A 24,381-nucleotide genomic window follows, 5' to 3' on the forward strand; every position below is an offset into this window, starting at 1 on the left:
TTTACGGTTTCCCTGTATGTAAAACCGATTTAACCGCTTCTTCAATCTCCCTATAACCCGTACATCTGCAAATATTGGACTCCAGCCAATTTTTTATCGTGTCATCACTTGCATTCGGCTCAGTATTCACTAAAGCATGACAATTCATGAGAAAACCCGGTGTGCAATAACCGCATTGAAACGCGAATTTTTCAATAAAAGCCTTTTGAATCGGCGTATTGATCAGTCCTTCAATTGTCGTAATATCCTTTCCTTCCCCTTCTGCCGCAAGCATTAAGCAAGATTTCATCGGCACCCCGTCCGTTAATACCGTACAGGCGCCGCAATCCCCATTTAAGCAGCCCGGTTTTGCACCAGTTAATCCGAGACGAAGACGAAGAGCAAATAACAAAGTATCAGCCGGCCTGACCGTAATCTGTCTTTCCTCGCCATTTACTTTCAACGTAATAGGATCAGACATTTGGACCTCCTTCTAATTCCCGTAGGGCATCTAAAATTGTATTTTGCAAGACAAATATTCGGTATTCACTTGAGCCTTCTGCATCATCAAGAACGGGTTTGGGTACATACTGTAAAGACCTGCGCACTCTTTCTTCTGCTGATCGGCTTTTATCGTTAAGCACAGCCTCCATTTCAGCAGAACGAAACGGAAATGGACATACGCCGCTGAAGGCCATTCTGATCTCATCATCTTTTTTCAGCGCACAGACTGTCACCAATGGATATCCGACATTCCACTGCTGTCTTCTTTTGATACTGACAAATGGCAGGTCAACGTACGCTCGATCGACAACGACATGAAATAAAAAATCACCTTTTTGCAATTGTATTTCCTTGTTAAATACTTTATTTATGGGACGGTAATGAATCCCCGCTCTCCCTGCAATCCCTAGCAAACTATCAGAAATCAGCAATGGCAGCACGGCCTCACGGTAATAGATGCCCCCGCAAATGTTTCCGCCCAGGCTGATTTTATTTCGAGTCGTCCGATCCGCAATTTCACTTACCGTTTTACTTAATAGCGGAAATGGATTTTCTTCCTCCAGTTTCGTTAATGACACGCCTGCTCCGATCACCAGATCATGTTCATAAAAGCGGATGGTTTGAAATTCCGGAAGCGCGTTCATATCTATCACCGCATCCGTATAGATGATATTCAGCCTTCCTAACGTGATAATTTCCGTGCCGCCGGAATAATACATTGGTGTTTTCTTTTCGGCCGCAAGCGAGTGAAACAGGCGGGTTGTTTCTTGAATGGTCTTCGGTTTAAAATAATCAAAATCAAACGGTATCATCTTTCCACCCCTCTTGCGTTCTCCATAGTTGTTCGGGAATGAGAGGAAGTTGATTCAATTGGACACCTAAAGCGGCGGAAAGGCAATTTCCCAATGCTGCCGGCATCCCCAACAGTCCGTGTTCCCCGCCTCCGCGCGCTCCATAAGGCGCAATCACATGCGGGGTTTCAACAAATTCAATGATATATTCAGGCTGCTCTCCATAGTGAAGGGGGCGGTATGTTCTAAGCTGAGGATTTAATACTCTGCCATATGAATCAAAGACAAAGGTTTCTCTTCCTCCAAATGCGATTCCCATACTCATCCCTCCCATCACTTGACCCCTTGCAGCTCTTTCATTCAGTACAGTTCCTATATCCACAACAGAATAGGCTTTTGTAATTCGGTACGTATAATCCCGTTTATCCAACTCAACTTCAATTCCCTGAGCACCGACAGCCCATTCGGGTCCCGGCTTTCCTCTTCCCGTTTCCCGGTCTAAATTCGTCATCCGGGTTAATGTGTAATTGCCGCTCGCAATGATTTGGCCGCCAATGGTATTTCCATTTGGAAACGTATATCCGTAAGCAATGTCTTTTATGTCAACATGTACAGAAGGATGATCTATAAAATAAACCTTTCCGTCGGCCACTTCCAATTCCTCGACAGGAACCCGCAACACACATGATGCCACGTCCTTCAGCTTTCGAATGGCTTCCTCCGCTGCATTCAGTACGGCATTTCCGGCCATTAACGTCCCTCTGCTCCCCACGGTTTTCCAATGCTCGGGTGTTGTTTGTGTATCTATAAGCATTTTTACATGAATTTTGCTTATATCCATTTTCATTCGTTCCGCCAGGATTTGGGCTAGCACTGTTTTTGTCCCTGTTCCAATTTCCACTACGCCTGACATCAAATTAATGCTTCCATCGGGATTAAAGGTTAAAATCACCCCGGACGTTGCATTTGTATCAAATGTTGAGGTTTTCCAAATGCAGCTGATTCCCTTCGCCCGTATCTTCCGGCCATCGATTTCAATTCGCTGTCCCTCGTCCCAATTCATTAATTCCTTTAATCTTTCAATGCATTTCGGCACATTTCCGACCGTGCTTGAATTGAGAAGAACTTGAGTCGGTGTGGTGTCACCGGGGCGAATGGCATTTTTATAGCGGAGTTCTAATGGGTCCATGTTCAGCTTTTCCGCCAATACATCCATCGTCCGCTCAAAGGCAAATAACACTTCAGCATGGCTGTAGCCCCTGAATGCGCTTGGATATGGATGATTCGTATACATACAATATGAATCACACCGTATATGATCGATCGCGTACGGACCCGTACAATCAACCACCGCAGCCCGGCTGATGTCCACTCCTTTATCAGAATACGCTCCGCCATCAAATAAAAGCTGAATGTCCGCCGCCTTTAAGATTCCATCCTTTGCAGCCCCTAATTTGACAATGGCATCCAATCCTACATGAACGGGAGATGTGATCATATCCTCTTCTCTCGTATTAAACAATTTGACGGGCCGGCCTCCAACCGCTTTTGATGCCAAATAGGCAATCACCTCTAACTGAACGGCCGCTTTTCCCCCGTACGCCCCGCCTACTAAAGGCGTTTTGACGATCACCTTTCCGGGTTCAATTCCAAAATACCACTGCATTAATTTTTTAATGGCAAAAGGGGCTTGAGAGGATGTGGTAATGATAATCTCCTCATCCGCTCGAATTTCAGCGATCGAGCATCTTGTCTCCATCGCAGCGTGATCAGAAGGGTTAAAGGAAATCTGGAATTCTGCTGTCACATCACTTTCCCTAAACCCGTCTTCAATATTTCCTTTTCTAACCTTATCCAGGTTTGCGATATTGGTCTTCGGAACCGGGAATACACCTTTTGTCTTCTCATAGCGGTCCGCATGTTCATGAACGAGTGGCGCATCCTTTTGAAAGGCCTCACGGGGGGAATTGACGACGGGAAGAGGTTTATAGGATACTTTGATGGCATCCGCTGCCTTTTTAGCTGTAATCGGATTTTCCGCAACAACAACAGCAACCGGCTCACCATGGTATCTGACCCTTTTATAAGCAATCGGCGATCTGTCTTTAATTTCCTCACCTGCAAGCGGAAAAGGTTCATCACCCAATATCGCTCTCACGCCGGGAATCTTCCAAGCTTCTGAAAAGTCCATAGACACAATATCGGCATGCGCATATGGACTGACCAGCATTTTTGCGTGTAATGTGCCTGTTTCTTGAAAATCATCCGTATATTTCGCTTTACCCGTCACTTTTTCAAGGGCCTCTTTTCGAATGACACTCTTCCCGATATACTCCAACTCATTCACTCCCCGAATTTATTCAGCAGCAGCGTATAATCTTCAACTGTATCGACGTCATAAAAAAGCAAAGGGTCTTGAAAGCTGATCATTTTTCCCATATTGATCATACTTTCACGGATGACATGCCGGGCGCCCTGATCTCCCTTTAACTGAAGCAATACCGGAAAACATTGATTTGAGAATAAAATGGGGGGCATAGGAAGATATTGATTTTCAGCGGAGATAAATAAATAACGGTGCTCCTTTTGATAGGAATCAATTAACGTATTGATGATATCTGCGGTGACAAACGGCTGATCTGCAAGGAGAATGATAACGGCGTCAGCCTCGTACTCTGCCGCTTTTTTCACACCGCATTGTATAGAATGGCCTTGGCCTTTACCCGCTTGCTCACATTCTGCCTGGCTCCACTTGCTTGATATGGGGTCTAAAAAGAAAAAATCCGAAAGCCAATGCAGTGAATCTCCCTTTCCCGTAATAACGAAAATATGATCTAATTCAGATAACAAGGCATTTTTAAGAGCTATACTTCCCAGAGAGACGCCATTGAGAAATAAACTGCGCTTATCCGTCCCCATGCGTCTGCTTGTACCGGCTGCCAGGTAAATGGCTGCTGTTTTCATAAGCGAGACCTTTGTTTTCGCATTTCTTTAATCATCTCGCCAACAATGCTTACAGCAATCTCTTCAGGGCCCTGTGCCCCGATGGGAAGTCCGATAGGGGAATGAATATCCTCCGGAATCTCAGCTCCGCCTAATAGCCGTTCAGTGCGCCTTTTAGGGCCTAATACACCTTTATAAAACACATTCTCGTTTTTTAATGTATGTAAAATGATCTGATCTTTTTGAAAGCTGTGTGTCATAATGACAACAAAATCTCTTTTTGTCATGCTCAGGCCTTCCATGACTTCTTCCGGTGCCCCTGTTATCAAATGGCCGGCTTCAGGAAAATGGCCGTGATGACATAAAGCGGGACGCCAGTCAATCACCGTCACATGAAAGCCAGTGCCAGCTGCCAACGAAACTAACGGCTTCGCATCTTCCCCTGCTCCGAAGACATATAAACAAGGTTTTGGCACCATCTGATGGATAAAAAATAAATCAGAGGTATGTTCATCCCTCTTGATTCCCTTTTCCGTCTGTCTCAGTTTTTGAATACGGCCTTGTTCCATAACATCCCCGGTTCCAAACACGCTGCCGTCTTCCACTATGTACAGATCTTCCTTCAGCTCTAACGTTTTAGTGAATCGTTTCATTCGGGTCACAGACTTTTTTTCATCTAAGCATGTCTTGACTGTCATCAGATGTCTTTCCAATTCTCCTTTTACAGGCTCAAGTAAAACCGTCAAAACACCATTACAGCCAACGCCTTGTCCCCAGGATAAATCGTCCTCCGCGCTCATATCAAAGCGGACAATCAACGGCTCTCCTGCAGTCCAGACCTGTTCCGACCGTTCAACGAGATCTTCTTCCAGACAACCGGCGGATAACATTCCGACTCTTGTTTTGTCCCCTAAAATCAGCATGGAGGCCCCTTCTTTCTTATAAGCGGACCCCTCTGTTTTAATAATGGTAGCCAGTACCTTAGCTTTTTTAGAAGTGGCGATGACATCCAAAATCCGGTGTATATCATCCATTTCATGTCCCCCGTTTTACCTGATCATATCTGCATCTGTATATCCGTATTCTTTAATTCCAGAAAACATTACAAACGCTTCAGCAATTTCTTCGTTTCTAAAAAAAAAGAGTCTTTATAGACCTTATGACCGGGCGGCGGGTGCGACAGTATGTCGGAACGGAGAGATTCCAATAACATGTCCTGTTCCTTCTGTTTCCAATTGTCTGTTTCACCCTGCTGTATGCCTTTAAAACCCGCAAAGTATTCACTTAACACTTGTAAATCATTCCCCAGCTCTATTTTGTCACTTGAAGATAACTCCCCCTCTTTTTCCCATTCTTTTAACGTTTTCACTATATTTGATAAATACTCAAATCCGGCGTTCAACTTTTGCATCTCAATTTGATAGCTTGAAATGATGATTTTATGTTTTTTTCTGACGGGGTTGAATTTTAAACTGTCAGAGGCTGTTTGCAGCATCTCTTTTGTCATATGCAGCTCTTGCAGAAGATTGTTCATTCTATACGCCATAAGGTTCCCTTTTCCTTGCCCCCACTCTGATTGCACCCATTTGGAAAGGTCTGAAAGTGTGCCGGAAAGCTGACGAGCCAATGTTTGAAAAGAGTCCGCTGCCTTTTTTGTGTAGTCCGGCGGAAAAAGGAACATGTGAACCAGAATGGCGATGATGACGCCGATCACCGTATCGATGATTCGGTCGAATGCATAATCTTTAGCGTTTCGTTCAAAGGTAAATACCAATAAAATGGTGAGCGCTACCTGATGTAAAACCGTTACATCTATTCGCAACAACTTGGCAATGTAAGTACCGCCTAATAGGAACAGCCCCAGCATCCAGCCATTCATTGGCAAGTGACTGACAAGATAGGATGTTAGCATGACCCCAATTGCAGTTCCCGCAATACGATGAAAAGAAAAGCGAATTGACTGATCTATCGTTGGCTGCAAACATAAAATAACAGACAGAGGCGCTAAATAGGGGTGATCAGAGCCAACTAGTTTTGCCGCTTCCCAAGAAACAGCAGATGCAATCGCCATCTTCCAAACCAAAGATGTTTTGTTTTGAATTTTTTCACTTTTCATCATACGCCCCCTCCTTTCAGAAACCTTTTCCACTAGGTTTCCGTGACGGAAAGGGATTTATACTGTCGTGTGGAAAAAGCGGAAGAAGCTGTTGTTCAAAGGAGGATTCTTGAATGACGGCTTCTTTTTGGGATTGGGCAAGCATTAGTAAATAAATGATATATTGTTGACGACTCTTTGCAGTAAAGGGGCTTTAGGAAACATGAGACTGCAGTTAGGCAGAATGAGAACTATCATCAATTCTTTTTTTGTATTTAAGACTTAAATATAAAAAATATTCTTTGGACACTTTATATATATTTATTCGAATTTAATTTTAGGTATTTATTTAGGATACGACTCCATGATACTAATTAACATAGTAAGCCTAGATAATAAAATATTGTTAACAAATTAATTGAAAAGACCAGTCATTTTAAAGTGGTCCAAAAATAGTTTACATGCTATTACTGATAGATTGCCAAGACTTCAAATATAATAACGTCCTCATTACTTTCAATGCTATTTAACCCACTCATTTGTTCTTGCCCTACTTGACGTCTAATCCCCCGGCTCAAAGAAAGTAAATCTTTCATAATATCGAATAAAACAATAGGCTTATTTTGTTTAACATCTTTCCTCGATAAAACTTTTGCAATTATAGTTACATCTTCATCTTCAAAATCCTCTAGATGTTCTAACTCATATAGTAAGTTTTGCGAATTAAGTTTAGCAAAACCTATTCTGTTGTTAAAGCTGTCACTATCAAGAAACGCAGGTATTTTAGTACTTTCTTTAGCAAATATCTTGTTGAATAATTCTTCTTCTTTATCATTCTTAATATCCATGCTTGATGATAACATAGGTTTAAATTGATTGATCAAATCCATCATATCAAACTCTTCTGGAATCTTAAATCCACCCTCAAACCTTACAATAGATGTTCTTGGAATCGTCTCGGAATCATAGTCATCTTCTAAAAAATTAAAATAATTATCCGTTCCTTTATCGGCAAGCAATTCTTCAAACTCATTGCAATCAAGTAAAAGGTTTTCAACAATTACGCCTTCCATTTCATTATTTCCATTAATCGCCGCTGAAACTAGAGGAATTTTAGCACTAGCTGATTTATTAGAGCTTACTTTAACATTTCTAATGGCTACATGCTTTTTCCCCTCTAGTAATGCTCCGTATTCTGCTATTTTAATATTATCGAAATAAATCAGATTCTTAAACATATGTATACTCCCATCCACTATGTAATAGTCTTTTACTTAGTTGAAAGATCTTTAAAGAAAACCATATTCATCATATTTCATAAGATAGGACATTGTTATACCTAAATTTTAAATCCCGAGTAATCGAGGTAGGATGGAACTATTTAAAAGTAACCCTAACAGAAACCCACCAAATGCAATAAATGTTGATGTTATTTACCATAGTCCCCCCCCCCTTGAATACTAGCCAAATTACATTGTCCCCATTCTTCTCTTGGCATTCCGAAGTCTCCTTCATCTGGGGCAGGACAATATAATTATATCAAATATCTATTTTTATGCATTCAGAAAGCGTTGAATGCTAAAAAGTGTGTAGAATCTTTTTTTATTTCTCCAGTGCTTTAAATCCTCTAATCAAATCTCTTTCAGAATACTTCTTCAATAGTATATATAAATACCATTTATTGACCTTGTTCTTTTTCACATGAAGAACATGATAATTATATATATCAGATATTCTGATAGTCGATATACTGTCTCCAATAATTCATCCGTTAAAACTAATTGGGGATAACTATCAATTACCGTTACTTTCTTATTCACAATTAAATTTTTAGCGTTCTTCAAATTTGTATTTATGAAAGTCACGTTATTGAATGTTACTTCTTTAAAATCTATGCCTTTAAATTAGCACTAAAAAAGATTACATCTTTTAGTATTGCACCTCTAAAATTTGTTCTCTTTAAATTTACATTAATAAAATCTACCCCCGTAACTTTTGTATCCTTAAAGTTACAGTAGGTAATGTTAGATGCTTTATAATTTATATATTTTCAAAAACAGCACCTTTATAAATAAGATTGTGCATATTAGATTGGTAAGCATACCTATCTTTTATACCACTCATCTTTATTGGTGCATTAACTAGATTAAAAGCGAACAATCTACCCGAGACTTCTTTTTCTCTTTTTACGCTCTAATAATCCTTCTTCTTTTTTTGCTTACTCCTACCCACTCTGAACCTCTCCTTTAGTATTATTTGTTAACATTTATAAATGTTATTTTCTCTCCCTCATTACATAGAAATAGCTAAAAGGTGCAGAAGTAGAACAGCATATGCAATCTATGTTAAAAAAGGCAGTCATATTGGTAAGAAGGACCCCCTATTTAAAAAAGACACTTAATAAGTGTCTCTTAATTAGCGCACATTAACGAAACTCACTTTATTCGCTAATAGCTCTTTAAAGAACTTTGTAATGTCCTGGTCACTATTTTCATGTTGCCATGCATAATTGATTGGAGATTCTACTTTTTTTAATTTATCAGCATTAAAGAAGATAGATTGTTTCACTCCATTAGCATACTTCTTGTATAGATAATCTTTATATTTCAAATACAGTTTTTTCCTTTTATCTGAATTTATTCTATTGATAATATGATACTTAAAGAACCAATGCTCTTCTTGCCATGAAGTTGAGTTTTCGAGTTTCGATTCTAACGTTTCAAACAACTCATCATTGATATTATTTTCACCTTGTAATAAGATTTCAAAAGCTAAGGTAGAACTTAAATCATCCATTTTCAATATAGTTTCTAATAATTGTTCTATTGGACAAACAATTAATATGTCTAGATAATAGAAAATACTAAACAATGAGTATAACTCTTGGCTAAAGCCTAGATCTATGTATCTATTAATATTGTTTTGAATTTCTCTCTTTATATCTTTTATACCGAATCTCACTTCATCATGTTTGTTCAAAACATCCAAAAACTCCAAATAATTAACGGTTAAGTCAGGTTGCATTAAAACTAGATTAAACAGCTTGTTCAACATAGGCATTGTAAATGCTTCTCTATCCAATTTATCTTTACTTATGCTATCTTTTAACGCTTGGAACATTAATTTTAGGGAACCCTTGTACCCTTCTCTTTCTTTAAAGATACACTCTTCAATAAAATTATAAATTCTTTTTCGTTGAGTCTTGACTGCTCCATCATCATTAGAAAAATAATCGAAAAAGAAGGCTGAATTATTTCCATCCTGGAAAGGAAAAGAATCTGTTTGATTTTTCTCAACCTTAATCTTTAAGTTTAGACTAGTTAGTTCCTTGTTAAGGTCTTTATAGAATAAATCCTTCTCACTATCATCATTATATGGAAACTCAAAATCATCCACATATCTTACATACTCATATCCATTTAATTTTTCATCGAGTTTACACATATAAATCTCTGCAATTAATCTTGATGCAAAACTCCCTGTGGGGAGACCATGAGTCTCACCTATCTGGCATCTTTGAATTAGATTATCAAGGGCATTGTAATATATTTTTTTGTCTCTTTTCTTACTCTTTGCTTCTGTTTTCCCCACTAAAACCCAAGGAATTGAATGAGTGTACACACTAGGATAAAAGTTTTGAATGTCTGTTTTAAATAGTTTCCGCTTTCCTATACGGTTATTCTCGCGTCTAATCTTACTTGTTAAAAATGAGGAACTATAAAATTCACTAGATAATGACTTGTTACTCGCTCCTAAGATAGCAATATATTTATCTTTGTTATCGATAAGATGCTCACAAAGACAAATATAAGAATAAATATTAGGTAGTTTGAGAACCCTTCTTTCATTTTCGTTTTTATAGATTGACAGCTCAACAGGTACTGTTTCTTTGAAGGAATTAAATTTCACTTTATCATTCAAAGATAAGTATAGCTCGTTCAAGTCGTTAGTATTGAACACTTTCTTAAATACCATATTTGAAAGGATATAGTCTTCTCTGTACAACCTTGGTTTGTATTTAAAATCAAAATAACCATACTTCAAGAGGTATTCCATAGAAAAATACATTCCAAATTTAAATTCATTTAACCAATTTAGTCTCACCACTCTTTTTCTCCTTTTTATTACATAATTTTATCATAGTTTATGAACAAGATATTCTTCCTCATTTTAAAGATGAACTGTATTCTCGAACCAAAATTCCATATAATAGAACATCTATGTACTAAATGCTTTGTTCTATGTATTACGGACTTAACCATCAGAACAACAAAAAGACTTTTTACACCCTATAATTCATAAATTGTTAATAAAGGTAATTCTCCAAGCAAAATAAGCATTAAAGAAGTTGAACTATTCTTTGATGCTTTCTCCTTAACTAACTATGTGCTCACTTATGATAAGGCTCCCCACGATTAATCCGAAACGCCCGGTAAATCTGCTCAACTAGTATGAGGCGCATCAACTGATGAGGAAACGTCATCTTCGAGAATGACAGTTTGTCGTCTGCCCGTTTCATGACGGCGTCGCTTAGGCCGAGTGAGCCGCCGATGACGAAGGTGATTTTGCTTTTTCCATAAGTCGCCAGCTTATCTATTGTATCGGCCAGTTCTTCGGATGTTTTCATTTTTCCTTCGATGGCAAGGGCGATGACGTGGGTGTCCGGGCTGATTTTGGCCAGGATGCGATCGCCTTCTTTGTCTTTGACGATTTTCATGTCTTGGTCGCTCAGGTTTTCCGGCGCTTTTTCGTCCGGGAGTTCAATGATGTCGATTTTTGCGTAGGCTGAGAGTCGTTTTTTGTATTCTTCAATGCCTTGCTTGAGGTATTTTTCTTTTAGTTTTCCGATTGTCACAATATTGATATTCACAGGTCATCCCCACTTTAGAAACAAGTTATTCATATATATTGTCCACAATTGTGGATATCTTTTCTGTATTTTGTGTAGGATCATTCGTTCCCTACTAGATATGTTGCAGTGTCCCCACATAATTCACAGGCTGTGGATAAACTGTTAGTATGTTCGATTTTTCTGATTTCGGGCGGAAGCTCATGATCATCTATGTACATGTCCAGCACGGTTTCGATATGTTCTTCACAAGAATAATAAGCGGTTTTCATCGTTACGTCCTCCGGTTTTCTTTTGCACGCGGCAATTGTTCTCTTTTCAATATAACCTATTTATACACATGTTAGTAGTGCTTCGGGCTGAGTTTTATCCACAATTCGGCAAATCACGCGCAAAAAGAGCCGGCGTTTGCAGCATCCGGCTCTTTACGTGTTTTCTCTTTTTTCTAAGCGAAGGACGAACAGAATTCCTAATAGACACGCCAGCAGCGTACAGCATACATCGATCCAGTCCGGCTTTCCGCCGTTTAAAAAAGAGTTGGTTATTATGGAAACCAGGAGAATGGTGACAGTCACCGCGGCAAGCTTTTTCTTCATCGGCTCCCTCCTTCATCTGACTGTCTTCTGCTTTTACGGTTCAAATTCCTCTATCTCTATGTTCGGTCGGCTTTTTTCTTGCTATATAGCCTGATTAAGAGGGTCACAACGATATATACAATCATCATCAATGCCCCGTTACTCACATCAGGGTATCCAATCAACATATTCATTATGACAAAAACAATGGTTATACAAATGACGGACAACAATAAGAAGATACTGAATGATTTCAAATGACCACCTTCTTTCTTGCAGTAACGTTTCATTATAAAAAGCTTACCAAAAGCGGCAAGCTCTTCCGAAATGTTTATACTCTTCAAAACCCATCCATCACCTGCACATCATACAGCTTGAGATGGCTTTTCGGCGTGACGATGTTTTTTAAATTTGGGATGGTCAGGTCGTTCAGCTTTTTGCCCGTTTTCAGGTCGAAGGATTCGATTTTGGCAGGCTTTTTGTAGCTGTACGTGAACAGATACAGCTTTCCGTTTTGATGGGTCAGCTCTTTGAAGTCGGCTTTCATTCGTGATGCGGGGAGCTTGAAGGCTTTTTTGCTTTTTCCGGTCTCAGAGTTGATACGGTACACGTTTCCGAAGCCGTCAACGAAATAGAAGCTGCGCCGCTCCATGAAAAAGCTTTTTTTGAAGCTGAACGGCATGGAGTCATAGATCGTCTGTTCGTCATTTTTATAAGCGGCGATATCATACGTTTTGATGGCGCCGCTCTTTCTCATAACTTTCACCATTTGATAGATGTGATCTGCTTTTTCCCCTCTGGTGACAAAGCAGACGGCGCTGTCGTCCGCGGCGAGCTGGGATTCGACAGACGTGCCATCTTTATACGTCCATGTCGCGATTGATTTTGTATGGAGCTTCTCTTTATCAGCCTGAATGTCTTGAACGTGATAGCCTTTTTCGTCATCTGTCGGCGTGAGTGCGAAAAGATGATCTTTAAAAAAGCCTGAAGCGCGGATATAGTGCGGGATGACGTCTTGCTTCCACTTGCCGTCAATCTGGCGGTACAGCTCTGAGCGATAGCTGCCGCCGCTCTTGTCGTAGCCCGAATTATACAGCGTGTAAAAGCCTTTCGCCCGTTCGATATATCCCGCGCTGTCTCCCGTATGCTGGTATGCTCTTTTATATGTGTGAAGGCCGTCCTGAACGGTATAGATTCCTTTTTTGTCCTCCAGCAGCACGCTGCCGTCATGCACTTTGGCCGATCCGAGCTCAAGCCCCTTCATGTGATAAGAAGAGAGCCGTCCTTTTTCATCGGCGAAGAGGGCGTAGCTTTTTCCGCCGCCGAACGTGTCTTGGTCAGCCGCCGTGGAGAAGTACAGCAGCGCCTCTTTATCTTTCAGAAAATCAGGGTCATTTAATGTGTCTCTCGCAACCTCCGCAGGATCTTCCGTGCGGAAATAGAAGAAGCATAAGACCGCTGCGGCGGCGATGATCACTAAGGGTATCCAGATGATTTTTTTCACGTTGTTCTCCTTAGTGAATGGTCAGAATCGTGGTTGTGTAGGACGAGCTTGTGATGTCGCGCGGGTATACGCCTAAGCCGCCATTAGAGTCGATATCAATCCCGGCTTTTAAGAGGAATGCCGACCACAGCAGTTTTGAGCAGTTTTTGGCGCCTTCATGGCCCGTATTTCTGTTATTGACGAAGTTGAAGGAGTACTCATCACCGACTCTTGATACAGCCCAGTCAGCGGCGGCTTGTTTTTGGGCATCGGTAACTTTCACGGTCTGAACGATTGAATTGTCTTCGACTTCTCTGCCGTTATAAGCAATCTGGCGGACACCGTCTCCCGGCACGGATTCCACAATTTTATCAGCGGATGAATACATGCCGACATGCCCGTGGTTGTAATAAGCCGTGTATGAGTTCGTGTAATAAATATTGCCTTTTGTGCTTTTCGGAAGTTTTTTGGTTCCTGACGATCCGCCCATCGCAGAGAGCCCTTCTTTGGAAGCGATTACATTTCCCTGCACCTTGTCTGCCGTGATTTCTTGATGAAACTGCTTGAGAATTGCTTCTGTTGAAACGTGCTTCTGTTTGGCAAGCTCTTTGGCGGATTGGAGAACGTCTTGAGGGGTCGTGCCCTGCTGAAGGTCTGCGATTTCTTTTGCGTAGCGGGCTGTTTCTGTTTCTTTCGCTTTTACATTCAAACCGGAGAACGACAGAACCATGGTGAATGACAGGGCAAACGGGAGGACGGCTTTGAACAGCTTTTTACACATATTACTTCGCCTCTTTTCTTTGAGTATAATTTTTCCACATTTGTATTATATGACGGAATTGCGATAAAAAAATAGATAATTTACAGATTTTTAAAAATTTTATAACAATATGTAAATCATATGCATAAAACATTTTCAAATATCAGGAAATCCGGTTATCATACAAGAAAGGGGGAGGACATATGAAGGACAGAACGATCGGTTCGATGCGGGTTTCCGCAATGGGGTTAGGGTGCATGGGCATGTCGGAATACTACGGCAGCCAGAGTGAGGAAGAGTCGATTTCCACCCTGCATCATGCCGTTCATCTCGGCGTGAATTTGTTTGATACGGCTGATCAATATGGATTGGGTGCAAATGAAGAGCTTGTCGGCAGAGCACTCGCCCCATTCAGAAAGGAGCTTTACCTCGCGACGAAATTCGGTTATGTCCGAAGCGAAAAGGGTGAGTTTATCGAAATTAACGGACGGCCCGATTATGTGAAAAAAGCGTGTGACGCCAGTCTGAAACGCCTTGGGACGGATTATATCGACCTTTATTATCTGCACCGGGTTGATCCGCGGGTGCCGATTGAAGAAACCGTCGGCGCCATGAAGGAGCTGATAGACGAAGGAAAGGTGAGATATATCGGATTGTCAGAGGCTTCCGCAGAAACGATCAGGCGGGCCGTCCGAATTCACCCGATTGCCGCGCTTCAATCGGAATATTCTTTATGGAGCAGGGAAGCGGAGGAGCATGTGCTGCCCGCCTGCCGTGAGCTCGGCATTTCATTTGTGCCTTACAGTCCGCTCGGCAGAGGTTTTCTTTCCGGAAAGATGACGTCGACCGATCAGCTGGATGCCGATGATTACAGAAGAAGAACGCCGAGATTCCAGGGAGACAATTTGGCGGTGAATATAGGGCTCGTCCAAAAACTTACCGCCATTGCCCGGGAAATGAATATCACTGCTCCTCAGCTTGCGCTCGCATGGGTTCTCGCAAATGGCGATGATCTCATTCCGATTCCGGGTACAAAAAAGAAACACTACTTGGAAGAGAACCTCGCCGCTCTCGACATTGTGCTTCCCGAGGATGTGAAGGCGCGTTTGGATGAGATGTTTCCGATCGGCACCGTGGCCGGCGAGCGTTATCCGGAACACATGATGACATTGTTAGATGAATAACAAAAGAGGCCCATCGTGCGGGCCTCTTTTCATGACAGCTTTTTGCTCATGATGACATCCGTCTCCAGAAATCCGGTCTTCTCATACAGCTTCCGCGCCGTTTCGTTATGAGCGAACACATGGAGAGAAATCTTGCGGACACCCAGGTCTTTGGCTTTGTCCTCCAGCCTTGCGAGTGCCTCTTTTGCATAGCCTTTGCCGCGGAAAGGCGGATGAAGGCCGAAATCATAAATAAATGCGTCCTGCTGCGGGTGGTCCGGATCGGCGTGCAGCCACAGCCAGCCGGCATTTTCCTTTCCGTCCAATGCCAGCGTCCATAAATAGTGATCGGCCGTCTCCAAGCCGTCAGGAAGCAGGTCATTAAACGCCAGCTCCGCTAATTCCGGCGCTTCGTCAGGCAGCCACGTTCCCGCTTTTACCTTTTCTTCACCGTAATGCTTGGTTGAATGAGCGAGATAGGACTGAAATTCTTGTCCTGTCATCGGCCGCAGCGTGATAGCCATTGAATCACTCCTTACAAAACACGGACTGAAAGCGGGATCATGAAGTATTATCCGAAGGCTCCGTTTTCCGCCGGTTTTATGATTTGTTCGGCTTGTGCCGTTGAACCAGTTTGCGCAAATAATCCAATCGAAATGAGACTTGCCAAGGCTGCTGAGAGTACAATGAATTTACATGTTTTCATTACGAATCCCCTCCGTTAATCTCAAAATTTGGTCATTGGCATCAATTGATTCTTGAAAATACTTCGCCGCCAGTTTGTAATTCTCCTGTTTTTTAAAATGCGCAGCGGCCTGATACGACAAGTCGGAAACGTCACTCCACAGCTCTTTCCTTCTTAACTCGGCGAAAGCTGATTCAAGCGCTTCTTCATTGTTGTCAATAAAGACATGCTGTAAGATGCGCAGCTTTTCGGTGTATACGGGCTCGTTTTTTTCTTCAGCGGCATTCAGCGCTTTATGCAGCCAAAACCGGCCCTCATCCGTCTGTTCCTGTTTCAATAACACTCTGGCCAGCATGTACAGACTCCGCACCGAATACGCTGATTGCAAATGCTCCTTTTGATCGAGAGCCGTTTCAAACTCGACCCGCGCCTCCTCAAGCTTTTCCTGTCTTTCATAGCAAATGCCTGCGTTAAAGTGGGCGAGCGCCTCAATATGCGGATCGCCCGCTTTGGCGGCTTGATGAACCGCCGTCTGCAGGAGCTCTTCGGCTTTCTGGTAGTGAAACAAGTCCATTCTGTTACAGCCGATCACCATTAAACACTGTGCTTCTCTGACCGCGTACATTTCATTGGCTTTGTAGATCTCCAACGCTTTTTCCGCGTGGTTCATCGCAAAGTAGTTTTGGCGGATTTCATAGTAGGCAATCGCCACTTGATAATTAAACTCGGCTCTTTCAATCTCATTCGGTATGTGCCGGAGCCTGCTTTCAGCAATCCGGTAAAAATTAATGGCGTTCATAAACCGTTTACGGTAAAACTCGTGCATTCCGGAAAAGAAATAATAGTAGTATTGAATCATCTGATCTGTTTTTTCTTTATCGGCGTTCAGCTGGATCGTTTTTAAAATGCCGTCTGTTTTCTCATACTCTTCCATCAAAAGCTTATAGCGGGAATCAATTAAATTAAAATAAAGGAGCACCGTTTGATTTTGTGTCATATTTTGCAGATCCGTAAGCAGTTGTTCTCTTAACGCCTCAGCCGATTCAGTGTTGTGCTTTTTGATTTCCTCATACCAGTCACTGATTTTTTTCGCAACTGTTTCGTGGGCCATCACTTCAGCCATCTGTCAGGACACCTCCCTTTCCCATTTTGTGTAATAAATATATCATATTTACAGGTCTAAAAAGAGGGTGACAGCCTGCTAGTTTCCTCGTGGCAACAAAAAAACCCCCGCAAGTGCGGAGGCGCATATTTTATAATAGTTTTTTTCCTAACAAAGATTCTACCAGCTCGACCGCTGTTTTGCCGGTTTTGTTTTTGTGATCGAGGATCGGGTTGACTTCGACAAATTCAGCTGAAGTGATGATGTCCGCATCATACAGCATTTCCATTGCCAAGTGGCTTTCACGGTAGCTGATGCCGCCGACGACAGGCGTGCCTACGCCGGGTGCGTCGCTCGGATCAAGGCCGTCGAGGTCAAGGCTGAGGTGAACGCCGTCACAGTCTGACAGGTAGTCAATGGTTTCTTCAATCACCTTGGTCATGCCGAGGCGGTCAATCTCATGCATCGTATAGACCTTCATGCCTGTTTCCTTAATGTATTCACGCTCGCCTTCATCAAGCGATCTCGCGCCGATGATGACGACGTTCTCCGGCTTGATTTTCGGGGCATACCCGCCCAGATTTACCAGCGTGTCGTGCCCGACGCCAAGGCTGACGGCCAGCGGCATTCCGTGAATATTGCCTGACGGCGATGTTTCCAGGGTGTTTAAGTCGCCATGCGCGTCGTACCAGATGACGCCGAGCTGTTTATAGTGCTTTGCCGTTCCTGTCAGCGTTCCGATCGCGATGCTGTGATCGCCGCCCAAGACGAGAGGGAACCGCTCATTCTCAATGACGCTGTCCACCTTTTGGGCGAGCTGCTCGTTCCCCGAGAGCACAGAGTTCAAATTTTTCAGCTCTTCATCATTTTTGAGTTTTTCACGATTGACGGGGATGTCGCCTAAGTCTTCCACCGCATACCCCATGTCAGATAACCGTTCAATGAGATGCGCGTAGCGGATGGCGCTCGGGCCCATGTCCACTCCGCGTCGTGCTTGTCCTAAATCCATCGGCATTCCAATAACTGAGATATTCTTGTTCATCCGTTTTTCCACCTCAACATGTTGTATGTTGTCCTGTGCGGGTTTCTCAAAGATGACTTGGACACGAAAAGATTTAAAGCTCTATCTGTTTTTCTGACTGCTTACGCTTTTTTACATACAGATGATAAACGATAACGCACACCGCCATGAACGGGATGCCGCAATAAAGGGCGAGCCGCTGTTCTGAATCAAATGCGAGGCTGATCAGAACAACCGTATTTAACGTCAGCCCGATAATAGGCAGCACCGGGTACAGCGGTGTTTTAAACTTCAGGTCTTCCACTTTGCCGCCTTCGCGGATGTATTTCCGTCTGAACATCAGCTGCGACAGGGAAATCGTAATCCAGCCGACCTGCGCGCTTAGTCCGGCTAATGATAAGAGAAACATATAAACGACTTCCGGCGCAGCCACCTTAGACAGCAGGGACAGGCAGGCGACGGCCAGCGTCACGATCAGAGCGTTCATCGGCACGCCGCGTTTATTTATTTTGCCGAGCGATTTAAAGGCTTGTCCTTCGTTCGCCATAGCATATAGGATACGCGTCGATGCAAACAGGCCTGAGTTGGCCACTGAGAGCAGCGCAATTAAGATAACAAAGTTCATAATATCGGCCGCATATGGAATACCGATTTGTTCAAACACCACGACAAACGGGCTTTCGACCACTCCCGCCTGCTTCCACGGAATCATCCCGGCAATGACGATGATGGAGAGAACGAAAAAGACAAGCGTTCTCCATACCGTCTGCCGGATAGAGCGCGGAATCGTTTTCTCGGGATTTTCACTTTCTCCCGCGGCAACCCCGATCAGCTCCGTTCCCTGGAACGCGAAGTTTACGGTAATCATCGTAATAAGCATAGCCTTAATGCCGTTCGGAAACAATCCATCCTCATAAAAATGAGAGAAGAAAGGAGCCTGCTCGCCGTGTTTCATGTCAATCAGGCCGAACATGGCGGCGCCGCCCAAAATAATAAACAGCAGAATGACTAAAATTTTAATGCCGGAAAACCAAAATTCCGACTCAGCGAACGCTTTTGTGGTAATGGCGTTCAAAAGAAACATCAGTCCGACAAACACGAGGCACCACACCCATACGGGAACATGCGGAAACCAGCGGAGCATCAATTGTCCCGCAGATAAAAACTCAATGGCGCATGTCACCGCCCAGCCGAGCCAGTACAGCCAGCCGAATGCGAAACCGAAAGCGGGGCTGATGAATTTGGTTGCGTACGTCTGAAACGACCCTGATACGGGAAGGGCAACCGCAAGCTCGCCTAAGCAGAGCATTGTCAAAAACATAATAAAACCGCCGACCAGATAAGACAGAACCGCGCCCAGCGGTCCCGCCTGGTTAATTGTAAATCCGGTACTCAGGAAAAACCCGGTGCCGATCACTCCGCCCAAAGAAATCATAAACAAATGGCGTGATTTCATTGTGCGCTGAAGCTGATTCTCTTTTTGATTTGTATTCACTATTCTGCACCCCTTCAGCAACTTGTATTGGAACCAAGCCGGTGCTTTGAAACCGATTTGCTGTCCAAAGAGCCTCTATTTGTATATGAATGTTATATGAAATTCATTTTCGTACATAAAGATACATTATACTAAAATACTGTCGCCGCGCAAATAGAGTGTGCTGAATTTTTTATTTGTAAATTCCATACAAGCCGAGGGAAAGCATTGCCGCATCAAAGTTTTACGCGTTTTGAAGCACGTTTGTGATCTTTTGGACCGCCCAGTCCAAGTCTTCCTTGGAAATCATTAACGGCGGTGCAAAACGGATCACGGTATCATGTGTTTCTTTGCATAAAAGCCCTTCGCCTTTCAGCTTTTCACAGTACGGGCGGGCCGCTTCTGTCAGTTCAACGCCGATAAACAGGCCGCGTCCGCGCACGTCTTTTATGATCGGGTTATCAATTTTCTCAAGCTCTTCTTTAAAATAACGGCCAAGCTGAAGGGAACGCTCTGCCAGCCCTTCTTCCTCAAGTACTTCAAGAGATGCGAGCGATACCGCGCAAGCGAGCGGGTTTCCGCCGAATGTCGAGCCGTGGGAGCCCGGGTTAAACACGCCGAGAATGTCACGGTTCGCCGCGATGCACGAAATCGGGAAGACGCCCCCGCCGAGCGCTTTGCCTAAGATGAACATATCCGGTACGATATTTTCCCAGTCAACCGCGAATGTTTTCCCTGTGCGGCCGAGTCCCGTCTGAATTTCATCAGCGATCAGAAGTACATTTTCTTCCTTACAAATGGCGGCCGCTTCTTGTAAAAATCCTTCCGGCGGAATGACGATGCCCGCTTCTCCCTGAATCGGTTCGAATAAGAAAGCGGCTGTGTTCGGCGTGATCGCCCGGCGCAGCGCTTCTGCGTCTCCGTATGGAATTAATTTTATACCCGGAAGCATAGGTCCGAAACCGCGTTTATACTCATCTTCTGAAGAAAGGGATACCGCAAGCATCGTTCTGCCGTGGAAGTTGCCGATACACGCAATGATTTCCGCCTGATTATCCGCTACTCCTTTGACCTCATATGCCCAGCGTCTCGCCGCTTTGACAGCGGATTCAACGGCTTCCGCCCCCGTATTCATCGGCAGAATCATATCTTTTCCGGTCAGCTTGGCTGTTTTCTCATAAAACGGACCGAGCTGATCATTATGGAACGCGCGTGACGTCAGAGTGATTTTATCCGCCTGATCCTTCAGCGCCTGAATGATCTTCGGATGTCTGTGCCCCTGGTTCACCGCAGAATAAGCACTCAGCATATCCATATATTGATTGCCTTCAGGGTCTTTTACCCAAACACCCTGCGCTTCAGAAATAACAATCGGCAGAGGATGATAGTTGTTCGCGCCGTAATGTGAAGTTTGGCTGATAATTTCTTGAGATTTTGTGAAAGCTGACATAATCTGATTCCCCCTTGTTTTGTAATCATTCAACATTAGATCTTGCTTTCCCTTTTTATAAAGCAAGTTCCGTGCCAATCCGAAAAAACGGGATGTTTCGCCAGCATTCTTTCTTTTCCCGCAAAATTTTCCGGCAGTTTGTGTGCAAACTTCAGCCAAGCGCAAAATTTTTTTGCGTTTCCCGCTGACAAAATAGGAGCAATCCAATTAGATTGCTCCTACTCAACAGTTATTTATTCAATTGTCTCTGATATACAATGTAAGAATATAGTAAAGATAATATGATACAGCCGATTGCAGCCACGAAAATGACTGACACTCTATACACCGGCGGCAAAAAAGCTGCAAGCATCATGAGCATACCCGCTAAGACAAAAAGTTTTGAACTAACCCTGTGTGTATCCTTCCAAACTCTTTCACTGCTCAGCGTCCAAGGTGTTCTTATCCCTAAAAAGAAATTGGGCTTAACGATCTGAATGAAGTTTCCAAACACCATGAAAATGACTCCCACTATAAAGTTTCCTAAATAAGATATAGGGAGATCATATCCCAGGCCGGTCAAGATGGTCATCAGATTAATGACAAACAGAACCGCAAACATTGTATTAAATATAGCCATATATGGCCGGATAAATGTTTTGTAGTTATTTTTAGGATCAATCTTAGGGATGATAACCATTAAAATATATAGAATAATCATGATGCCAATAAGCATCATCATCGCATTAGCTTTCGTTTGGTAATCATTTGCACTTCCGTTTAATCCCCAGTGTGTCGCCAAATTGTCCGGTAAAGATGAATATGTGCAAACCCATGTGAAAACAGTTAAAACTATGATTCCTGCCGAAAAGAGATATTTTTTCATGATTCCCCGCCTTTCTTATTATCATGTTCTGAATCAGTCAGAGAAAAGAACCAGCCTATAAGATCCTGTAATACAGTGGTATTTAATGAATACATAATAAATTGGCCTTTCCTCTCATCGTGAACCAAATCAGTATTTTTCAATATAGTAAGGTGATGAGAAATACTGGGTTTTGACATGTCGAAGTGTTCCGCAATTTCGCCAGCTGTCATGTCTTGTTTCTTTAACAAATCCAAAATTTTTCTCCTTGTAGGATCGGCCAGTGCTTTAAAAGCTTTATTCAAAAACTTTCCCCCTCTCATACGTACATGATTTAGATATTTAAGTATATATCTAAATATCAATCATTTCCCTAAAAAAGTCAATGGTTTTATTACCTCAATTTCCATTTATTTTTAAACATCGTCCAAGCGCAAAATTTTTTTGCGTTTCTCGTTCGATTTATTTTAAAATAATGAATGTTAAGACGATTGAGAGGGGGAATTGACCTGCACACAACCAGCGAATTTTACACACTCGTGTTACAAAGCATTCTGGAAGAGATTGATGTCGGGCTGCATGTGGTGGACGAGAAGGGCAGCACCGTCATTTACAATAAGAAAATGATGCAGATTGAAGATATGGATGAACGGGACGTCCTGCATAAAAACCTGACTGATGTATTTATGTTTTCCAATCAGCAGGACAGCACGCTCGTTCAGGCCCTTCAAGAAGGCAAAACGATTAAAAATGTGAAGCAAAGCTATTTCAATAACAAAGGCCAGGAAATCACGACGATCAACCACACCTTCCCGATTGTGCAAAACGGCGAGATCAAGGGCGCCGTGGAAATCGCCAAGGACGTCACCAAGCTCGAACGGCTGATCAGGGAGAACATGCACAGGAAAGAACAGAACAGCTACACGTTTGACAGTATTCTCGGCAACAGCTCAGTTATTCGGGAGGTCATCGAAAACGCGAAACGGGCAACCCGTACGTCATCGTCCGTTCTTTTGGCCGGCGAGACGGGAACGGGCAAGGAACTGTTCGCCCAAAGCATTCACAACGGCAGCCAGCGCTCAGGCGCCCCGTTCATCTCACAAAACTGCGCCGCCCTGCCGGATAGCCTGGTCGAAAGTATTTTATTCGGCACGAAAAAAGGCGCCTTTACCGGAGCCATCGACCAGCCCGGCTTATTTGAGCAGGCGCAGGGAGGCACCCTGCTCCTTGATGAGATCAACTCGCTCAATCTCAGCCTGCAGGCAAAACTGCTCCGCGCCCTGCAGGAAAAGAAAATCAGGCGCATCGGATCAGCTCAGGACAAACCGATTGACGTCCGCATCATCGCCACGATGAATGAAGACCCGATCACCGCCATTTCAGAAGAGCGGCTGCGCAAAGATTTATACTACCGCTTAAGCGTTGTCACGCTGATCATTCCCCCGCTCCGGGAGCGCAAGGAGGATATTCTGCCTCTGGCCGAAGTCTTTATCCAGAAAAACAATCACCTGTTTCAAATGCATGTCGATTCGATCAGTGACGATGTGCAGCGATTCTTCCTGGAATATGACTGGCCGGGCAACATTCGCGAGCTTGAACATATGATTGAAGGCGCCATGAACTTTATGACGGATGAAACGACGATTACGGCGGCCCACCTGCCTTATCAATACCGCATGAAAATCAAACCCGCTGACACGGAAAGCAAAGCCGCCGCAAGCACCCAGCCTGGCACCGATTTAAAAGACAAAATGGAAAACTTCGAAAAATACATGATCGAAAAAACCCTGAGAAAACACGGCAATAACATATCCAAAACGGCAAACGAGCTCGGAATCAGCAGACAGAGCCTGCAATACCGCCTGAAAAAATTCGGTCTGGACCGGATGAAATGAATCCATATAAAAAAAGGCTGAGATGCTCCTCAGCCTTTCGTTTATATCTGATTGGCAAGCCGCTCTCCGGTAAACCAAAAATTCTCACTCACTGCCAATGTGTGTTCCGTATTCTCGACTTGATGCCACCAATGGCGCGGCGCGTAAATGATTTCTCCCGCCTTTTGTCTGAAGCGGATCGGAGACGCCTTTTGCACCAGCGGTTTTTGCTCAATGTCTTTTTCATCAAAGACATTGATATTTCCTTCGTACAAATACGGAGAGTCGTCCGGATGATAGAAGATCCATTCCTTCTCCCCGAAAATGACGCCGTTCCACGCGTGCGTGTTGTTAAAATCCTGATGCAGCGGTGTACCTGTCTGCTTAGAACCGAGAAAGAACCATTTCCAGTCCCGTCCCGTTTCTTCATCCGCTCTCAATGTGTCTTTTGTAAAATACTCGGGTGCGGAATAGACAAGGTCTAAGTCATTTTGGTTCAGCTGCGTAAAATTCCAGTCACAGTACCATTTGTCATCATTCTGATCAATGTACTCGATATAGTTGGAAAGCTTTACTTGTTTAAACGTTTTGACCCCTTCGATATCTGATTTCCGGATGGTGACCATTCTGTCTCCATAGTGTTCGTCAATGTATTCAAGCGTCCACGGCCTGCATTCCCAGTGATCCATTGCCCCCGTCAAAATAAAAGGTTTTTTATCAGCATACTCGCTTACAAAAAGATCGTACGATAACTCATTGATTGTCAGTCTGTCAATGGTCATATCCATT

At 43.2% G+C, this 24,381-nt stretch carries 25 protein-coding genes; 2 read left to right on the forward strand and 23 right to left on the reverse strand.

Going from position 1 to position 24,381, the window contains the following annotated elements; translation table 11 throughout:
- Position 1 precedes the first annotated feature (1 nt).
- The 14 genes from BXO87_RS10280 to BXO87_RS10345 all read right to left on the reverse strand — a co-directional run bounded on the left by BXO87_RS10280 (position 2) and on the right by BXO87_RS10345 (position 14,000).
- Complete coding sequence (locus tag BXO87_RS10280; protein ID WP_015418586.1) at positions 2-460, reverse strand: (2Fe-2S)-binding protein; 459 nt, start codon at positions 458-460, stop codon at positions 2-4.
- Positions 453-1,295 (reverse strand): FAD binding domain-containing protein, encoded by an 843-nt coding sequence (locus tag BXO87_RS10285; protein WP_038460498.1) that lies wholly within the window; start codon positions 1,293-1,295, stop codon positions 453-455. The genes BXO87_RS10280 and BXO87_RS10285 overlap by 8 nt, the downstream gene beginning before the upstream one ends.
- Entirely contained in the window at positions 1,282-3,612 is a 2,331-nt protein-coding gene (locus BXO87_RS10290; protein ID WP_038460501.1) for a xanthine dehydrogenase family protein molybdopterin-binding subunit, read from the reverse strand. Before BXO87_RS10290 ends, BXO87_RS10285 begins: the two co-directional genes overlap by 14 nt.
- A gap of 5 nt (positions 3,613-3,617) precedes the next feature.
- Positions 3,618-4,238 carry an NTP transferase domain-containing protein gene (locus BXO87_RS10295; protein WP_038460504.1) on the reverse strand — a complete coding sequence of 207 codons (621 nt, stop codon included), beginning with the start codon at positions 4,236-4,238 and terminating at the stop codon, positions 3,618-3,620.
- A complete protein-coding gene (locus tag BXO87_RS10300; RefSeq protein ID WP_038460506.1) occupies positions 4,235-5,251 on the reverse strand; it encodes an XdhC family protein in 1,017 nt (338 codons plus the stop codon). The genes BXO87_RS10295 and BXO87_RS10300 overlap by 4 nt, the downstream gene beginning before the upstream one ends.
- A 68-nt stretch (positions 5,252-5,319) precedes the next feature.
- Positions 5,320-6,336 (reverse strand): FUSC family protein, encoded by a 1,017-nt coding sequence (locus BXO87_RS10305; protein ID WP_038460509.1) that lies wholly within the window; start codon positions 6,334-6,336, stop codon positions 5,320-5,322.
- Between the two features lie 443 nt (positions 6,337-6,779).
- On the reverse strand, positions 6,780-7,550 hold the full coding sequence (locus tag BXO87_RS10310; RefSeq protein WP_038460511.1) for a DUF6414 family protein: 771 nt from the start codon (positions 7,548-7,550) through the stop codon (positions 6,780-6,782).
- Positions 7,551-8,203: 653 nt separating this feature from the next.
- Positions 8,204-8,356, reverse strand: a complete 153-nt coding sequence (locus tag BXO87_RS21265) for a pentapeptide repeat-containing protein (protein ID WP_079978483.1) — start codon at positions 8,354-8,356, stop codon at positions 8,204-8,206.
- A gap of 371 nt (positions 8,357-8,727) precedes the next feature.
- A complete protein-coding gene (locus BXO87_RS10320) occupies positions 8,728-10,416 on the reverse strand; it encodes an RNA-directed DNA polymerase (RefSeq protein ID WP_139337727.1) in 1,689 nt (562 codons plus the stop codon).
- Positions 10,417-10,702: 286 nt separating this feature from the next.
- Complete coding sequence (rlmH, locus tag BXO87_RS10325; RefSeq protein WP_033574293.1) at positions 10,703-11,182, reverse strand: 23S rRNA (pseudouridine(1915)-N(3))-methyltransferase RlmH; 480 nt, start codon at positions 11,180-11,182, stop codon at positions 10,703-10,705.
- 80 nt (positions 11,183-11,262) lie between these two features.
- Positions 11,263-11,433: a CxxH/CxxC protein gene (locus BXO87_RS10330; RefSeq protein WP_004393147.1), complete on the reverse strand. Its 171-nt coding sequence runs from the start codon at positions 11,431-11,433 to the stop codon at positions 11,263-11,265.
- Positions 11,434-11,586: 153 nt separating this feature from the next.
- Positions 11,587-11,757, reverse strand: coding sequence for a hypothetical protein (locus BXO87_RS20830; RefSeq protein WP_168796716.1), 171 nt, complete (start codon positions 11,755-11,757; stop codon positions 11,587-11,589).
- Positions 11,758-12,076: 319 nt separating this feature from the next.
- Complete coding sequence (locus BXO87_RS10340) at positions 12,077-13,240, reverse strand: hypothetical protein (RefSeq protein WP_061046529.1); 1,164 nt, start codon at positions 13,238-13,240, stop codon at positions 12,077-12,079.
- A gap of 10 nt (positions 13,241-13,250) precedes the next feature.
- Positions 13,251-14,000: a YiiX/YebB-like N1pC/P60 family cysteine hydrolase gene (locus BXO87_RS10345; RefSeq protein ID WP_015240940.1), complete on the reverse strand. Its 750-nt coding sequence runs from the start codon at positions 13,998-14,000 to the stop codon at positions 13,251-13,253.
- A 182-nt stretch (positions 14,001-14,182) separates the two neighbouring features.
- Here BXO87_RS10345 and BXO87_RS10350 point away from each other — a divergent pair, with 182 nt between their 5' ends.
- Positions 14,183-15,163: an aldo/keto reductase gene (locus BXO87_RS10350; protein ID WP_038460519.1), complete on the forward strand. Its 981-nt coding sequence runs from the start codon at positions 14,183-14,185 to the stop codon at positions 15,161-15,163.
- A gap of 29 nt (positions 15,164-15,192) precedes the next feature.
- Here BXO87_RS10350 and BXO87_RS10355 read toward each other — a convergent pair whose 3' ends face one another.
- The 8 genes from BXO87_RS10355 to BXO87_RS10385 form a co-directional block, all read right to left on the reverse strand.
- A complete protein-coding gene (locus tag BXO87_RS10355; protein WP_038460520.1) occupies positions 15,193-15,666 on the reverse strand; it encodes a GNAT family N-acetyltransferase in 474 nt (157 codons plus the stop codon).
- A 47-nt stretch (positions 15,667-15,713) separates the two neighbouring features.
- Positions 15,714-15,848, reverse strand: coding sequence for a hypothetical protein (locus BXO87_RS21145; protein ID WP_007407881.1), 135 nt, complete (start codon positions 15,846-15,848; stop codon positions 15,714-15,716).
- Complete coding sequence (locus BXO87_RS10360; RefSeq protein ID WP_038460522.1) at positions 15,835-16,950, reverse strand: response regulator aspartate phosphatase; 1,116 nt, start codon at positions 16,948-16,950, stop codon at positions 15,835-15,837. The genes BXO87_RS21145 and BXO87_RS10360 overlap by 14 nt, the downstream gene beginning before the upstream one ends.
- Positions 16,951-17,080: 130 nt before the next feature.
- Positions 17,081-17,971: an arginase gene (gene rocF / locus BXO87_RS10365; RefSeq protein WP_007407883.1), complete on the reverse strand. Its 891-nt coding sequence runs from the start codon at positions 17,969-17,971 to the stop codon at positions 17,081-17,083.
- Positions 17,972-18,044: 73 nt separating this feature from the next.
- The gene (locus tag BXO87_RS10370) at positions 18,045-19,445 is read right to left on the reverse strand and encodes an amino acid permease (RefSeq protein ID WP_029325776.1); all 1,401 of its coding nucleotides are present in this window, start codon (positions 19,443-19,445) and stop codon (positions 18,045-18,047) included.
- A 223-nt stretch (positions 19,446-19,668) separates the two neighbouring features.
- Complete coding sequence (locus BXO87_RS10375) at positions 19,669-20,874, reverse strand: ornithine--oxo-acid transaminase (protein ID WP_025650081.1); 1,206 nt, start codon at positions 20,872-20,874, stop codon at positions 19,669-19,671.
- Between the two features lie 229 nt (positions 20,875-21,103).
- The gene (locus tag BXO87_RS10380; protein WP_038460524.1) at positions 21,104-21,739 is read right to left on the reverse strand and encodes an SdpI family protein; all 636 of its coding nucleotides are present in this window, start codon (positions 21,737-21,739) and stop codon (positions 21,104-21,106) included.
- Positions 21,736-22,023, reverse strand: a complete 288-nt coding sequence (locus tag BXO87_RS10385) for an autorepressor SdpR family transcription factor (RefSeq protein WP_032875437.1) — start codon at positions 22,021-22,023, stop codon at positions 21,736-21,738. The genes BXO87_RS10380 and BXO87_RS10385 overlap by 4 nt, the downstream gene beginning before the upstream one ends.
- 174 nt (positions 22,024-22,197) lie before the next feature.
- Between BXO87_RS10385 and BXO87_RS10390 the strand changes: the two genes are divergently transcribed.
- A complete protein-coding gene (locus BXO87_RS10390; RefSeq protein ID WP_007614954.1) occupies positions 22,198-23,613 on the forward strand; it encodes a sigma-54 interaction domain-containing protein in 1,416 nt (471 codons plus the stop codon).
- 41 nt (positions 23,614-23,654) lie between these two features.
- On the opposite strand, the gene BXO87_RS10395 is transcribed toward BXO87_RS10390, so the two are convergent.
- Entirely contained in the window at positions 23,655-24,374 is a 720-nt protein-coding gene (locus BXO87_RS10395) for a cupin-like domain-containing protein (RefSeq protein WP_007407887.1), read from the reverse strand.
- Positions 24,375-24,381 lie beyond the last annotated feature (7 nt).

Source organism: Bacillus sp. GZB (assembly GCF_001975995.1).
GTDB lineage: Bacteria > Bacillota > Bacilli > Bacillales > Bacillaceae > Bacillus > Bacillus velezensis.